Here is a 15,493-nt window from a genome sequence, read left to right as displayed (position 1 = left end):
CGGGTAGTTTCGGTATTATGTATCTTCGCCTTTTAATATTCGCTCAATCACTAAATCACTCACTGACCATGAGTCAATATACGCCCGTTCCGGAGCGCTATCAGCAGATGCGCTACCGGCGCAGTGGCCGCAGCGGCCTTAAATTACCGGAAATTTCGTTAGGGCTTTGGCACAATTTCGGAGATGTAGACCGGTACGAAAACAGCCGTGCAGTCTTGCGGCTCGCCTTTGACCGCGGCATTACCCATTTTGATCTAGCCAACAACTACGGCCCGCCACCGGGCTCCGCCGAAGAAACGTTCGGACGGATGATGCAGACCGATTTCCGGCCGTTCCGCGACGAAATGGTCATTTCGACCAAAGCCGGTTACCTGATGTGGGACGGCCCCTACGGCGAATGGGGTTCACGGAAATACCTGATCTCAAGCCTTGACCAAAGCCTGAAGCGGATGAAGCTTGATTATGTCGACATTTTCTACTCGCACCGCCCTGATCCGGAAACGCCCATCGAAGAAACAATGATGGCGCTTGATCAGGTGGTTCGTCAGGGAAAAGCGCTGTATGCCGGTATTTCAAATTATCAGCCAAAGGAGGCCGCCGAAGCCATCCGGATTCTCCGCGAGCTGGGTACTCCCTGCCTGATTCACCAGCCACGGTACTCAATGCTGGACCGCTGGGTAGAAGACGGGTTGCTGGATTTGCTGGGTCAGGAAGGCGTTGGCTGTATTCCGTTCTCACCGCTGGCGCAGGGGCTGCTGACCAACCGCTACCTCGACGGTGTACCGGCCGACTCACGGGCCGCACGGACGAGCGGATCGCTACCCACCCGCCTCACCGACGAAACGCTGGCGAAGGTACGGGCGCTGAACGGCATTGCGCAGGAACGCGGACAGTCACTGGCCCAAATGGCCCTTGCCTGGTTGCTCAAAGACCCGCGCATTACCTCGGTGCTTATCGGAGCCAGCCGCCCCGAACAACTGGCCGATTCGTTACAGGCCCTGGACAACATCCGGTTCACCGACGACGAATTAACCCGCATCGAATCAATCCTGTAACACTATTTCGTATACAACCACGCCCACCAGATCAGTAACCCCTGTAGCGGCAGCCGCGCCCACAGCGCCCAGGCCGGAAACTGGTGAAACTTACCGGACGTGGCCATGTACAGATTAGCCGGAAACACGGCCACAAGCAAGGCAATAAGGCCCCAGGCAGCCAGCTGTCGGGTTGCCGGAAACAGCAACCCGACACCTACCACCACCTCAGCCACCCCGCTCAGCAGCACCATAGCATACGGAGCAGGTATATAAGGCGGCATAATAGCCATGTACATCCGTGGCTTCACAAAATGCAGGATGCCCGCCAGGATGTAGGCAACCGCCATGAGGTATACAAGCATAACCGTCAGTTAAAGGATACTCGTCAGCAACATTGGCACACCATCGTCCAGCCCATGATCGCTGATCCGGATTTTTTCAATTTCGCGGATCACGTCAATAATTCCCTTGAGCGGAATCTTCACCCAGGCCGGCCGGTAACTGATCTCATAACCAAGCTCGTAAACCGCTTTTTCCAGCAGGTAGACCAGCAACAGGAAGTTGATTTCGTTATTGTTCCGGAACAGCGGGTGCGGCATGCCGATGCGGTCGAGGTAAGCGTCCTGGTAGGTCTCACGAATAAGCCGGAACCACCGGTCCGACACCCGTTGCAGGTGATCCGGTGCCAGGCTTTCGGTTTCGGCCGAGTAGTAGATTTTAGCGCAGACCGCATAGTGATATGACCGGATCATACCCGCCACATCCTTCAGCGGCGAGTGCTTGATTTTGCGGTCGGCAATGCTGCTTTCGGGCTCGCCTTCAAAGTCGATAATAATAAAATCATCGCGGGTAGCGAGTACCTGCCCGAGGTGATAATCGCCGTGAATCCGGATACGCAGCGACTCCAGCGGCCGCGTCCGGAACTCTTCTACAAAGGCTTCGATCATCTCCCGTGCTTCCATAAACACCCACGCCAGCTTCTGCCCGATGGCATCCAGCTTGTTGTAATTGTCTACCAGCAGGGCATACCGGCGGTCGAGCAAATCCGTAAAGCGGTGGATCAGAAAGTTCCGGTACTCTTCCGTAAACGGCTCGGGGGCAAACGCCGGATCGCTGTCGGGCGCGTAGAGGGCAAGGTGCATTTCGGCCGTGCGTTTCCCCAGCAACTCCACCTTGTCGAACACATCCTCCCGAATGGCAAACTGCCGCTTCGGCACCGCATACAGGAAATCGTTCAGGTAATCGCCGGTCTGCGACCAGCTGTCCTTTTCATTGGCCACCATCCGCTGCATCATCCCGAGGGTGATGTCGGTTGTCCCCGCCGCATACGTCACGCTGCCGGCATAGGCCGGAATATTGGCGAAATCGCTGTTTTCGGTGATAAACGCTACCATATCCACTTCGGGATTGGTGAGTTCAAACAGCTTGCGGTAAAACTTAAAAAAGTATTTGTCGGCAAACACCATCGCCGAGTTGCTCGAATCGACGGGCAGCACCCGGCTCGTCACATCGGCGTGTACATCTTCAGCATCAAGGCCCCGCCCCCGCTGGAAAACCAGCTTTCCTCCGTCGACCTGCCGGTTTTTCTGTTCGGCGATGTGTTTATACAACGACGCCCGGAAGCGTTCATCGTAGATCCCGTCGACGAGCAACCCGCGTACCCCGTTCAGGTGCATAACCGTGACGATACCTTTGGCCGGTATTTCGGGGTTATCGTGCTGATCGTGGGTCACAAACGAAAGCGGCAACAGGTACTGCTCCGGCGGGCCATCACTGTACAGCGCTTCCAGGATCAGTATATACGCCACCGAATCGCGGGCCGGAAAGTCAAAAATGGTTCCGACACGGAAACCTGTCTGGTGCCTGGCCTTGCCGGCAAACCACCGGCACGTATTCACGTATGGAGGCAGCACATGCTGTTCCAGATCCTGCCAGAAAGCCGGAATTTTCCGCAGTTCAGACCAGGGAGTTGAGTAGGTTAAGGGATGAGGCATAGTCAGCAAAGAGGGTTATAGCTCGATTCGCAGCAAGTGCATTGGCAGCATGTACGGGTCCAGTTCCACATAGTTCCATTCGCCCCGCCAGGTATAGGTTGCATCGGTCAGCAGGTCCCGCACCCGGTATTCCTGATCGTTGGCAATGCCCAGCTGCCAGATCGGCACCTGTACCATATTCGCGCGGCGATTGTAGGCATCCATGTTAACCACGGCCAGTATCCGGCTGTTTCCGGAAACTTTCAGATAGGCCATCAGCGCATCATCGTCCACGCGGCAGAACGTAATGTTGTTGGTCTGCTGCAACGCCTCGTTTTCGTGGCGCAGCCGGTTCACCAGCGTAATCAGGTAGGTCAGTTTGTTGGTCTTATCCCAGTCCCAGTGCCGGATTTCGTACTTCTCCGAGTTCAGGTATTCTTCCTTGCCCGGGAACGGATCGTGCTCCATCAATTCAAACGACGGCCCGTAAATGCCGTAGTTCGACGACAGGGTCGCCGCCAGAAAATACCGGATCAGAAACTGCGGTTCATGGCCGCTTTGCAAAACACCCGGGTTAATGTCGTGGGTAGTCGGCCAGAAGTTCGGGCGGAAATAATATTTCAGATCCGTCTGTGTCAGCTCGGTCAGGTACTCCTGCATCTCGTATTTGTTGTTGCGCCACGTGAAGTAGGTATACGAGTGTGCAAAGCCAACCTTCGCCAGCTGCTGCATCACCTTAGGCTTCGTAAAGGCTTCAGACAGGAACAACATGTCCGGATATTCCTTTTTAACCTCCGCAATTACCCAGTGCCAGAACGAAAACGGCTTAGTATGCGGGTTATCGACGCGGATGATGCGCACGCCCCACGAGCCCCACGTCAGCAGCACACGCCGCATTTCGAGCCACAGGTTCTGCCAGTCTTCCGTCTCGAAATAGACCGGGTAAATATCCTGGTATTTTTTAGGCGGATTTTCGGCATACTGAATCGAGCCGTCGGGGCGTTTCTTGAACCATTCCGGATGATTTTTGGCCCACGGGTGATCCGGCGAGCACTGAATGGCGAGGTCCATCGCCACCTCCATGCCGTAGTTTTTACTGATGGCAATCAGGTGCTTAAAGTCATCGATGGTACCCAATTCCGGATGAATGGCATCGTGGCCACCGTCTTCGGAGCCGATGCCATAGGGCACCCCCGGCTCTCCCGGCTGGCAAACCACATTGTTGTTTTTCCCTTTGCGGAACTGGTGCCCGATCGGGTGAATCGGCGGCATGTATAACACGTCGAAGCCCATGCCCGAAATCCGCGGCAACAGCTTTTCCACGTCCTTGAACGTCCCGTGTACACCCGGCTCCCGCGACGCCGACCGAGGGAACAGGCAGTACCAGGTACTGAATCCGGCTTTGGCCCGGTCAACATCGACCGACAGCTCCTTGTAACGGGTGGTGTGCACCTTTACCGGATACTGCTCAATCCAGGTATCCAGGTGCTCTTCGGCCAGATGGATGGCTTCGTTATAGCGGTTTTCATCACGAAACGCTTCAATAGTATGCTGAATGGCTTCTTCCTTACCGGCAATGGCTTCCAGCAGTTTCGCCCCTGCCAGCAGTTCACTGGCAATATGCTGACCGTCGTTTAGCTTCAGGTGAATCTCATGTTGCCACGAGGCCAGATGATCGACCCACGACTCAATTGTATACAGGTAAGTCCCTTGTTTTTCAACCGTAAATGCACCGGTCCAGCGGTCATTGACGATCAGCGCCATGCGTGTTTCCTGCCAGTCGGCGTCGTCAATGTGCCGGTAGCATAGATGGGCGGCCAGCTTATCGTGGCCATCCACAATAATATCGGCCTCTACCGTAATGACATCGCCCGGTACGGCCTTTATGGGATATAAACCTCCGTCAATTTCCGGAGTCACATGCGCAATCACCGTCCGTGACTGTCCGTTTTCAGGCATGCCTTCTCTCAGAACCGGCTGTTCCTGTACATGCTTTGCGGCTGTTTGTGTACTTTCCGGCGATTCTGTAGCGGTCTTTTTCTTACCGCGGCTCGATTGTGTTTTCATGCGATTCTGGTAATAATCTTGCTGTCACAATAATACCCAAAAAACCAGAACAAACGCCGGATTCGGGGTTAAGTTAGGCTTATCCGGATACTTGTTTGCACAAAAAGCGGTTTTCATCCTGCTTTGATACCTGTGCAGTAGATAGACAATACAAAATCTATATTTGTTTACCATCTTTTTACCAACAAACTCATTATCAAAAATTTATCACAACAAGATCAAATTAAAGTAAGTTTACGGTTAATGCTGGCTTATTTTTCAGTACCTTTGCGGCAAATTTCCCCGGCAGATGGCATCTTTCAATCCGGTCAAAATTTTTTCAGGCAGTCAATCGACGTATTTAGCCGAAAAAATTGCCCGCTATTATGGTAAGGAGTTAGGCGGCTACACATGCCGCCGGTTCAGCGACGGTGAAATGTCGCCAAGTTTTGAGGAGTCCGTACGCGGCTGCGACGTTTTTCTGGTTCAATCGACCATGCCGCCCGCTGATAACTTCCTTGAATTATTACTGATGGTTGACGCTGCGCGTCGGGCCTCAGCGCACTACGTAACCGTTGTTATTCCGTATTTCGGCTATGCCCGACAGGACCGGAAAGATAAGCCACGGGTAGCCATTGCGGCCAAACTGGTGGCTAAAATGCTCGAAGCATCCGGCGCTGACCGGCTGATGACGATCGACCTGCACGCCGGTCAGATTCAGGGCTTCTTCGATTTTCCGGTTGACCATCTCGAGGGCGCGTCGGTATTCGTACCGTATATCAAAAGCCTGGCCCTTGACAACCTGATCATTGCTTCGCCGGACGTTGGCGGGGCGGCACGGGCACGGGCCTTTGCCAAGCATTTCAACGCCGACATCGTTCTGTGTGACAAACACCGGAAACGGGCGAACGAAATTGCTTCGATGCAGGTTATCGGTGACGTGGAAGGCGCTAACGTCGTACTGATCGACGACCTGATCGACACCGGTGGTACGATGTGTAAGGCGGCTCAGATCCTGCTGGATAAGGGTGCCAAGTCGGTACGGGCCGTGTGTACGCACCCGGTTATGTCGGGCAAAGCCCACGAAAACATTGCCAACTCGGTATTGGAAGAATTAGTGGTATCGGATACGCTCCCGCTGAAGCAGGACAATCCGAAAATTAAAGTGCTGTCGGTGTCTGAGCTATTCGCCAAAGCCATCGGCCGCATCCGTGATCACGAATCTATTAGTTCACTTTTTATAAAATATTAATTTGTGAATGAGCGATTGAGTGAATGAGCGATTAAGCTTCGCCCACAATTCACTCAATCGCTCATTCACTCAATCACTAAATAATTAACATGAAAAAACTCGAGATTGTAGGGTATAAAAGAGCGAATCTCGGTCGTGGTGAATCACAAGAGATCCGGGCCGAAGGTAGTATTCCATGCGTATTGTATGGTGGCTCAGAGCAGGTTCACTTTTTCGCACCGGCTATTCTGTTCCGTGACCTGTTGTTCACGCCGGACACGTATGAGGTAACGCTGAACATCGAAGGTGCAGAATACCGTGCCATTTTGCAGGAAACACAATACCACCCGGTAAGTGATGCCCTGCTGCACGCTGACTTCCTGCAGATCATCGACGGCAAACCATTGAAAGTTGCCGTTCCTGTACGGATCGTAGGTAACTCGCCAGGTGTACAGAAAGGTGGTAAGCTGGTAACGCGGATGCGTAAAATCCGTGTAAAAGGTCTGGCTGAAAACATTCCTGATTATATTGACGTAAACGTCTCTAAACTGGATCTTGGTAAATCTGTACGGGTTAACCAGATTGAGGTAAAAGACATCGAATTGCTGGAAAGCGGTTCAAACCCGGTTGCTTCTGTAGAAATCCCACGGGCACTGCGGAGCCAGCTGCGCGGCTAGTCTGCGGATTGCTGATACAACTAATAGATACACGAAAGCCTGTTCTCCGGAACGGGCTTTTTTGTTTTCGTTCCCTCCTCCTGCTTATCTCCCATAACGAATAGTGATTGGCCCTGCCCGCCTGCCTTGCCTACCTTTGTGGCCTACGCATACCAGACAACAAGACCATGATTACCACTGATATATGCATCATCGGCGCGGGGCCGGTCGGACTGTTCGCCGTTTTTGAAGCCGGTTTACTGAAAATGCGCTGCCACCTGATCGACGCCCTGCCACAGGTCGGCGGCCAGTTGTCGGAAATCTATCCGCAAAAGCCGATTTACGATATTCCGGGCTATCCCGAAGTAAAAGCGCAGGAACTGGTCGATAACCTGATGCAGCAGATTGCCCCCTTCCACCCGACATTTACCCTCGGCGAACGCGTCGACGGCTTACAGAAACAGGACGATAGTTCGTATCACGTTATCACCAGCGACGGCACCGTTGTGCATTGTCAGGTTGTTGTGATTGCCGGCGGCCTGGGCAGTTTTGAACCACGCAAACCGGAAATTGCCGGCCTGGAGCAGTTTGAAGGCAAGGGCGTGTCGTACATGGTCAAACATCCGGAGCAGCTGCGCGACAAACGGGTTATTCTGGCCGGTGGCGGCGATTCAGCCCTGGACTGGACACTTTACCTGACCGACATTGCCCGTGAGGTGACACTTATCCACCGCGGTGAGTCGTTCCGCGGCGCGCCCGATTCGGCGGAAAAGGTGGTTGAGCTGGCCAACGAAGGGCGCATTAACCTGATCCTGCAATCGAACATTACGAGCCTGCACGGCAACGGTCATTTGAACGGAGTGACGATTACGGCAAAGGACAAAACCGTTACCAGCCTGCCGGCCGACTACCTGATTCCGCTGTTTGGCCTGACCCCGAAACTCGGGCCGATTGCCGACTGGGGGCTGAGCATTGACAAATCGGCGATTGAGGTCAATACTCACGACTACAGCACCAACGTCGAGCGCATTTACGCCATCGGCGATATCAACACCTATCCCGGTAAGCTGAAACTGATCCTCTGCGGGTTTCACGAAGCAGCCCTTATGTGCCAGAGTGCGTTCCGGTATGTTTATCCGAGTCAGAAATTAAGTTTTAAATACACCACCGTTAACGGCGTACACGCCTTTTAACCATGATCCGATTTACGATTGAAGACCGCACCGGCGACCGGCAGGAGCTCGACATCCCGGAAGGCATCAACCTCAGTTTAATGGAAGTCCTGAAAGCGTCGGACTACAACATTCTGGCGACCTGCGGCGGCATGGCGCTCTGTGCGACCTGCCATGTGCAGGTGCTTCAGGGCCTTGAACAGTTACCGGACAGCAACGACGCGGAACTTGACATGCTGGATACATTACCGGATGCCGACAGCGACAGCCGGCTTGCCTGCCAGCTCCGCGTTGACGAAAGCATGGAGGGTGCCGTTTTCCGGATTCGCGGGGCAGAGAATTAGTAAAACAAAAACGGGGAACCTGATGGCTCCCCGTTTTCATACATATCTAGTTCCGGTTTACAAGCGCTCAACCGGCTTCATGGCCGAAGCGGCTACCTTATCGCGGCAAACCGATGAACATTTCTTCTCCGCTTTTACGGTGTGCTCACCCGTTTTAATCGCAATATACGGTGCGATAACCAGCGATACGATGGACATCAGCTTGATGAGGATGTTCATCGAAGGCCCTGACGTATCTTTAAACGGATCACCTACGGTATCACCCGTTACAGCTGCCTTGTGCGGCTCCGATTTTTTGTAATAAATCTGACCGTTGATCTCTACGCCTTTCTCAAACGATTTCTTGGCGTTATCCCAGGCACCACCGGCGTTGTTCTGGAAAATCCCCATCAATACGCCCGATACGGTCACACCAGCCAGCAAACCACCCAGTACTTCCGGACCGAAGATAAAGCCAACGATTACCGGCACCGTCAGGGCGATTACGCCCGGCAGCATCATTTCGCGGATAGATGCCTGCGTCGAGATTTCAACGCATTTTTCGTATTCCGGCTTTGCCTTACCTTCCAGGATACCGGGAATTTCGCGGAACTGACGGCGTACTTCTTCCACCATCTTCATAGCCGCACGACCTACCGCTGCAATCGCCAGCGACGAGAAAATAAACGGAATCATCGCGCCCACAAACAGGCCCGACAATACATCCGCCTTGTAAATATCAATAGCGGTAATGCCGGAAATACCGACGAAGGCCGCGAACAGCGCCAGCGATGTCAACGCGGCCGAAGCAATGGCAAAGCCTTTACCGGTAGCTGCCGTTGTGTTACCAACCGCATCCAGAATATCGGTACGGCCCCGCACTTCTTCCGGCAGTTCGCTCATTTCGGCAATACCACCCGCGTTATCGGCAATCGGACCGAAGGCATCAATCGCCAGCTGCATCGCCGTAGTGGCCATCATACCGGCGGCCGAAATAGCAACGCCGTACAGACCGGCAAACTTATACGACGTAAAAATACCGGCTGCCAGTACCAGAATCGGCAATACGGTCGATTCCATACCCATCGCCAGACCACCAATGATGTTCGTTGCGTGACCCGTCGACGACTGCCGGACAATGGTCATTACCGGCCGCTTACCCATCGACGTGTAATATTCAGTGATGATCGACATCAGGGCACCGACAATCAGACCCGTGAAAATGGCGTAGAACACATCCATCCGGTCGAATGCAACGCCCCGGATCTCAAACGTAGCTTCCGGCAACAGGTGGTGTACAAGGAAATACGAAGCAACCAGCGTCAGTGCGATTGACCCCCAGTTGCCCAGGTTCAATGCCGCCTGTACGTTCCCGTTATCGTCTTTAACCCGTACGAAATACGTCGCAATGATGGAGAAGATAAGCCCCATGCCGGCAATAACCAGCGGCAGCACAATCGGTGCGTGACCGAAAATATTTTCAGCAGCCGGCACGTCAATCTCACGGCCTAATACCATGGTAGCCAGAATAGTTGCCACATACGAGCCAAACAAATCGGCACCCATACCAGCCACGTCACCTACGTTATCGCCTACGTTATCGGCAATGGTCGCCGGGTTACGCGGATCATCTTCCGGAATACCGGCTTCTACCTTACCCACAAGGTCAGCGCCAACGTCGGCCGCTTTGGTATAGATACCACCGCCTACACGGGCAAATAGGGCAATCGACTCGGCACCCAGCGAGAAACCGGCCAGTACTTCCAGCGCTTTCTCCATTGCCAGGCCGTTTACATCGCCCGAGTCGCCCACATACATGTTGTAAAACAGGATGAACAGGCTACCCAGACCCAGTACGGCCAGACCGGCTACCCCGATGCCCATCACCGAACCACCGGCAAACGACACATTCAGGGCCTGTGTCAGGCTTGTCCGCGCGGCCTGTGCCGTCCGGACGTTGGCTTTCGTCGCGATTTTCATGCCGATATAGCCTGCCAGCGCCGACGTAAAGGCACCCACGGCAAAGGCCACACCAATCACCCAGTCAGAGTTTTCGACCAGGGTACCCGACCATGCCAGGAGCGCGGCCACAACTATACCAAAAATGATGAGAACCCGCCATTCGGCTTTCAGAAAGGCAATCGCACCATTGGCAATGTACGAAGCAATCTCCTGCATTCGGGCGTCGCCGGGGTCCTGTTTAGAGACCCACTGAAATTTGAAAAACATCACGAGCAGGCCCACGATGCCCAGGAGAGGAACTACATAGAGAATATCCATGCGGGAAAAAGTTAAATGGGTTTAAGTAAGGTTATTTTGTGTTTCCCGCAAATATAATTTCTTATAAATGATCCCCAAATCTTTATACGCTTAGATTTGGGCATATTTGATATAGAATTGCAAATTTTTTATAGATCATGCCGGATATCATAACCACTGCTTCCGTTTGAAATACCACCAGGTACCCATTGAGGAGATGATCATCAGCAGGATAGCAAACGGATAGCCGTATTTCCAGGTGGTTTCGGGCATGTTCGGAAAGTTCATCCCGTAAACGCTCGCGATGAGGGTCGGCGGCAGCAAAACCAGCGATACGACGGTGAATATTTTTACGACCCGGTTCTGCTCCAGGTCAATCAGACCAAGAAAGGTATTCTGGAGAAATTCGAGCCGCTCGAAGATAAAGTTCGTGTGCTCAATCAGTGAGTTGATGTCTTTAATTAACGTCCGGAGCTTATTTTGTTCGTCTTCGGTAAACCACCCGTCGGACCGGATCATGGCCGAAATTACCCGCTGCTTATCGACCACGTTCTCCCGGATCGACATCGTCAGGTCCTGGTAGTCGTTGATCTGGAGCAGCATTTCGCGGTCGAGCTTGGCGTCAAGGTCGAGCTGTTTGTTGATAAACCGTACTTCCTGCGCCACCGCTTCGATCAGGTCGGCGTCATAATCGATCCGTGACTCAAAGAGCGAAATCATAATCTGTCCGCCATCCTTAAACACCGCCCGCCGCGACTTGATTTTTTTGACCATGTCGGCAAACGATTTCAGATCCGCATTCCGGTACGTAAACAGCATATCGTCTTTCAGAATAAAACTGACCGGTACGTTAATGTACCCGCTTTCTTTCGACGGAATCAGAAAATTCGTGTTGGCAATCAGGTAATCGTCTTCTTCGATATACCGCGAACTGCTCTCAATTTCTGACTGCTCCTGCTGGCTCTGGAAGTTAACATCAAATTTTTCTTCCACGCTTTCCAGCTCGTCACGGCTAGGGTTCTGTAAGTCAACCCACAGCGTCCGGTCGGTCTGCGAAAACGATTCAATGTCTTTGATTTTACGAACGGCGGTTTCGTCCTGCTGAAAAATGCGGATCATACTCTACGTTTTTTGACGGCTTTGCTGACTGTACAGCAAAGTTCAGAAACTTTAGTCAAGATTATTCCGGCGGGCCTCATCTTTCTGCTCACACTACCTGACCTGTAGCCTTATTTTACTGAAAAACAATTTATTACAGGCGAACACCGGCTTGTTAAGAATTTATGTAGTCCGAAAGACCTACGCGGCATTGCCTCTGTTTTCCGCACAAATCCCGTTGCCCGGCGTTATACTACGAAGACTCAACGTTTCCGAATATGAATTGTTCCCGTTTTTTCACGGGCGCCGGCCTCGTCCTGCTGACCCTGTGGGCACCGGCAGCACCGGCGCAACGCAGCAGCTATAAATTACCGGATGGTCTGGTCCGGTACGCCAGTCAGCGCGGCGTAAGACCCGAAGCTACCGGCACCGACAGCCTGCGGCTGACCCAGCTGCTGTTTACGCTGGCCTACGGCACCAAAGACCGTACCTACTTCGACTACGCAGACCGCCTGCGCGTTCCGGAGCAGCCTGATACCGCCGGCATCCGGACGGCAGCAGCAGCGATTGCGCGTGGCAGTAACTGGGAACCGGTCGTCAGCAAACTGGAGCCCCGCTTTCCCGAATACCAGCAGCTGGTGAAAGCCAACATGCAGTCCGGGCTATCAGCCCAAAACCGCAAATGGCTGGCCATCAGCCTGAACGGCTACCGGCTACTGAACCGCTATATGCCTTTTGACCGGATGCTGCTCATTAACATTCCGCAGGCGGTGCTGACGGTGATTGACAACGGATCGGCCACGAAGCTACGGATGAACGTGAAGGTAGGTACCTCCCGCACCCCGACACCGCGCTTTTATACGCTCGTACGGCAGGTAAATCTATACCCGTACTGGACGGCGCCAAAGCCCGAAATTGACGGCTACCTGCCCAAAATCCATACCAATACCTTACCACCGGCGTTTTATGTGGTCCGGAAAAAAGACAGCCTCCGCATGGACGGCAACGACCGGAAACTGCGCCGGATTTCGGCCCGTAAATTCAATAAAAAGTACTGGCTGAAGAAAGGCCCCGGCACCGACAATCCGCTGGGCGTGGTGCGGATTAATTTTCAGGAGTCGTTTGAGGATATTTATCTGCACGATACCAACGAGCGCACGGCCTTTTGCCAGACCCCGTCGGCGCTTAGTCACGGGTGTATCCGGCTCCAGAAACCCCTGTCGCTGGCCAACCTGCTGCTCGAATCGCGTAGTGACTGGACGCCGGTCCGCATTCAGGATCAGGGATGTTATCAGGAACCGGCCGGGAATCCGGTTGTGGAGAACCGGCCGGTGCTGGTCAAAGGCACCATACCGGTTTTTATCGTTTATTTTCCCGCCTTCTATGACCCGCAGGCCGGCAAAGTCGCCTATCGGGATGTGTATAAGAAATTTCCGGAGTAGTGGTAATGAAGAACTCCCCGAAGGTTCAAAACCTTCGGGGAGTTGAAACGACAGCAGCTAGACGTGACGCATTGCGTGTGTTAGTGGTTATGCAGGTAAAACGGTGGTTTGCCGGAAAGCTCCGGACGCTATTTACAGACGGTGTTGACGGTGAATGTATTGGCCGCGATCTGCTTCCCCGATTCTTTGATGACGGTGCTGAAGGCGGCGTTGCCGTTAGGGTAGGTAAAGCTCTCCGTGGCCTCAAACATCGGGTAGGTGCGGCTTTTGAGCCGGTGTTTACTCAGCAGCAGGTCGTAATTGGTTTCGGTGTTGTAGTAGGCATAGCTGCCGAAATAATTGATCAGCAGCCGCAGGCCCACCGGAAGCCCACCGACTGGGTTGGGCTGCGTGGTCTCGTAGGCCGATTCCAGTAAGACCGCCGTTGTTTTGCCGTCCGGAATCGTGATTTTGGTTAAATCGCCGTTGGCATCAAAGGCGGGCGTGAGCTCATCCGACGAACCGAAACTCTGATCGGTGATTTTGGCCACCTGCCCGCTTGCGGTATAGCTCAGGCTGATTTTCCGGATGGCCTGGCAGACTCCATCGTAGGTGTAATACACCGCAAACGTGGTGAGCCGTTTCTGACTGTCGTACTGAAAGGTAACGGCGTCTTTGTCGTCTACCTTGCCGGTATCGTCGAGACCATCCATGGCCACGGACAGGCCGTTTTCATTGCGGATAGCCGTTTTTCAGCTGGTGACGGCGTCGGTATAGGTAATGCCGGAATGAGGCCGGCGGTAGTGGTCAGCTTAACCGACCCTTTTGCCTTGCCATCCAGCGAATGGGTGAATTCGGCAGGGGTGCAGGTGATTTCGGCGGGGGCGACGTCTTCTGTTTTTTTACTACAGGATGCGGTGAAGACAAGCAGCCCGAGCATAAGGGCATAACCTGATTTGGTGTATGAATGAATCATGGTGGTTATTGGCAGGTATTGCGGACCTGTGGCCGGTGTACGTGAATTGGTGAAATACTTTTTGTTGTCACTGTCATCGCTAACTAGCTGCTGGCGATGACAGTGGCTTTAATAATTAATGGTCTGTAGCGATAGCTGGCTTCCTCCCATAGATTGCTTTGGAATAAGCCAGCTTTCGGGCCAGAGGCCCTGCCTGATATTGACCCTTCGCAATATGCGAGCGATAACGGGGTTGTTTTTTTGTGGCCGTTATTCAACACGGTAAACTCGATCAAATGATCACCATTTTTCGATCTTAAAAAAATGTACTTTAGCTCTTGACTCTATCGGAACTAACTATTCTTCTATTATAGGTTCAGGCTCAAGTTTCAAAATAAATTCTTCAAAGGAATTCGTTAGTAAGAATATTGGCAGCGTATCAGTGTTATCATGCTCTAACATTTGTGTTGGTGAGAATATGAATACTTTATCAAAAGTCTCATTTTTTGTCCCAAGAAGAATTCCTTTATCTTCAGCTGTAGATCCGATATATAGTAAACCCTCATATGGCAAAAACATATTATACTCATTGAGTACTTCATTTAGAGTTAGATTCATTCGAACTGTTTCTTCCCATTGAAAAAATTCACCAAAAACAAAACCACGCTCATCTTCTTCATAGTATTCTAGTAGTGTACATCGTTTGAAAGAAATGCCATTAGAAATTGACATCATCAAAATATAATTATCAGGCAAAATTGATATTTGCTTAATAAAGCTTATTTCATTTGAGCTTAAAATAATTCCTTCATTAAACTTTCTAGCATATTTAGCTAAAGACTCTTTCATTTCTTCTAATTGCATGATTCTCCAATTTTATGGTTTGCTGTAAAAGGATCGTCAAAATAACCAATAAGGCTATGTTCCTTAACTAACTTAGCTCCTCCAATATGAGTAGCACCACCAGCAGCAGGGTTGTTTACAAAGCTTGGTACAAGCATCATATGTTTCCCATCTTGGTGATGATGCCAAGTATATTTAATTCCATCAATGGGAGCATCAACGAAACTAGTCCCATCCGAAATAGGTATTCCGCCTTTTCTTAAACGCTCTACCACTTCTTGATTTGCTTTTGAGAAATCTACACAGCTTGGTGTATCTTTTTGGCAACCAGTCATACCTCCCGATAGCTATGATAAAGTCAAGGGTTTAAGTGCAATTTTTTAAGCCTTGGGAATGGTGGTTATTTGGTCGGGCTTACCCTGCCGGATAACCGCCACCAATTGATGTAATAGCTTGTTACGGACGTTGTTAATGACCAG

General features: G+C 52.1%; 15 protein-coding genes. 6 read left to right on the top strand and 9 right to left on the bottom strand.

What is annotated here, in order from left to right; genetic code table 11:
* Positions 1-68 precede the first annotated feature (68 nt).
* Positions 69-1,055, top strand: coding sequence for an L-glyceraldehyde 3-phosphate reductase (gene mgrA / locus AC23NW_RS11615; RefSeq protein ID WP_487449674.1), 987 nt, complete (start codon positions 69-71; stop codon positions 1,053-1,055).
* Positions 1,056-1,057: 2 nt separating this feature from the next.
* Here the strand turns inward: mgrA and AC23NW_RS11610 are convergent, their stop codons facing one another.
* From AC23NW_RS11610 to AC23NW_RS11600, 3 genes are read right to left on the bottom strand one after another with little or no spacing between them, the layout of a single operon-like run.
* On the bottom strand, positions 1,058-1,399 hold the full coding sequence (locus AC23NW_RS11610; RefSeq protein ID WP_487449673.1) for a DoxX family protein: 342 nt from the start codon (positions 1,397-1,399) through the stop codon (positions 1,058-1,060).
* Between the two features lie 9 nt (positions 1,400-1,408).
* Positions 1,409-3,031, bottom strand: a complete 1,623-nt coding sequence (locus tag AC23NW_RS11605; protein ID WP_487449671.1) for a putative maltokinase — start codon at positions 3,029-3,031, stop codon at positions 1,409-1,411.
* Between the two features lie 15 nt (positions 3,032-3,046).
* Positions 3,047-4,969 (bottom strand): alpha-1,4-glucan--maltose-1-phosphate maltosyltransferase, encoded by a 1,923-nt coding sequence (locus tag AC23NW_RS11600; RefSeq protein WP_487450031.1) that lies wholly within the window; start codon positions 4,967-4,969, stop codon positions 3,047-3,049.
* A 397-nt stretch (positions 4,970-5,366) separates the two neighbouring features.
* On the opposite strand from AC23NW_RS11600, the gene AC23NW_RS11595 reads away from it, so the two are divergent.
* The 4 genes from AC23NW_RS11595 (at position 5,367) to AC23NW_RS11580 (ending at position 8,459) form a co-directional block, all read left to right on the top strand.
* Complete coding sequence (locus tag AC23NW_RS11595) at positions 5,367-6,308, top strand: ribose-phosphate pyrophosphokinase (RefSeq protein WP_293842301.1); 942 nt, start codon at positions 5,367-5,369, stop codon at positions 6,306-6,308.
* A gap of 89 nt (positions 6,309-6,397) precedes the next feature.
* Positions 6,398-6,964 carry a 50S ribosomal protein L25/general stress protein Ctc gene (locus AC23NW_RS11590; RefSeq protein WP_293842304.1) on the top strand — a complete coding sequence of 189 codons (567 nt, stop codon included), beginning with the start codon at positions 6,398-6,400 and terminating at the stop codon, positions 6,962-6,964.
* A 167-nt stretch (positions 6,965-7,131) separates the two neighbouring features.
* Positions 7,132-8,136: an NAD(P)/FAD-dependent oxidoreductase gene (locus AC23NW_RS11585; RefSeq protein WP_487449670.1), complete on the top strand. Its 1,005-nt coding sequence runs from the start codon at positions 7,132-7,134 to the stop codon at positions 8,134-8,136.
* A gap of 2 nt (positions 8,137-8,138) precedes the next feature.
* Positions 8,139-8,459, top strand: a complete 321-nt coding sequence (locus AC23NW_RS11580; protein WP_487449668.1) for a 2Fe-2S iron-sulfur cluster-binding protein — start codon at positions 8,139-8,141, stop codon at positions 8,457-8,459.
* A gap of 57 nt (positions 8,460-8,516) precedes the next feature.
* On the opposite strand, the gene AC23NW_RS11575 is transcribed toward AC23NW_RS11580, so the two are convergent.
* Positions 8,517-10,718 (bottom strand): sodium-translocating pyrophosphatase, encoded by a 2,202-nt coding sequence (locus AC23NW_RS11575; RefSeq protein WP_487449666.1) that lies wholly within the window; start codon positions 10,716-10,718, stop codon positions 8,517-8,519.
* Between the two features lie 147 nt (positions 10,719-10,865).
* The gene (gene corA / locus AC23NW_RS11570) at positions 10,866-11,816 is read right to left on the bottom strand and encodes a magnesium/cobalt transporter CorA (protein ID WP_293842312.1); all 951 of its coding nucleotides are present in this window, start codon (positions 11,814-11,816) and stop codon (positions 10,866-10,868) included.
* A 257-nt stretch (positions 11,817-12,073) separates the two neighbouring features.
* Here corA and AC23NW_RS11565 point away from each other — a divergent pair, with 257 nt between their 5' ends.
* Positions 12,074-13,237, top strand: coding sequence for a L,D-transpeptidase family protein (locus AC23NW_RS11565; RefSeq protein WP_487449664.1), 1,164 nt, complete (start codon positions 12,074-12,076; stop codon positions 13,235-13,237).
* A gap of 128 nt (positions 13,238-13,365) precedes the next feature.
* Here the strand turns inward: AC23NW_RS11565 and AC23NW_RS11560 are convergent, their stop codons facing one another.
* The 4 genes from AC23NW_RS11560 to AC23NW_RS11545 all read right to left on the bottom strand — a co-directional run bounded on the left by AC23NW_RS11560 (position 13,366) and on the right by AC23NW_RS11545 (position 15,349).
* Complete coding sequence (locus AC23NW_RS11560; RefSeq protein ID WP_487449662.1) at positions 13,366-13,929, bottom strand: hypothetical protein; 564 nt, start codon at positions 13,927-13,929, stop codon at positions 13,366-13,368.
* A complete protein-coding gene (locus AC23NW_RS11555) occupies positions 13,899-14,192 on the bottom strand; it encodes a hypothetical protein (RefSeq protein ID WP_487449661.1) in 294 nt (97 codons plus the stop codon). The genes AC23NW_RS11560 and AC23NW_RS11555 overlap by 31 nt, the downstream gene beginning before the upstream one ends.
* A 336-nt stretch (positions 14,193-14,528) precedes the next feature.
* On the bottom strand, positions 14,529-15,035 hold the full coding sequence (locus AC23NW_RS11550; RefSeq protein ID WP_487449660.1) for an SMI1/KNR4 family protein: 507 nt from the start codon (positions 15,033-15,035) through the stop codon (positions 14,529-14,531).
* Positions 15,026-15,349, bottom strand: a complete 324-nt coding sequence (locus AC23NW_RS11545; RefSeq protein ID WP_487449659.1) for an HNH endonuclease — start codon at positions 15,347-15,349, stop codon at positions 15,026-15,028. Before AC23NW_RS11545 ends, AC23NW_RS11550 begins: the two co-directional genes overlap by 10 nt.
* Between the last annotated feature and the right edge of the window lie 144 nt (positions 15,350-15,493).

The organism is Arsenicibacter sp. R0_47 (assembly GCF_057652235.1).
Note: the sequence above shows the minus strand (reverse complement) of the source record. Positions and strands in the feature narration are given on the sequence as shown.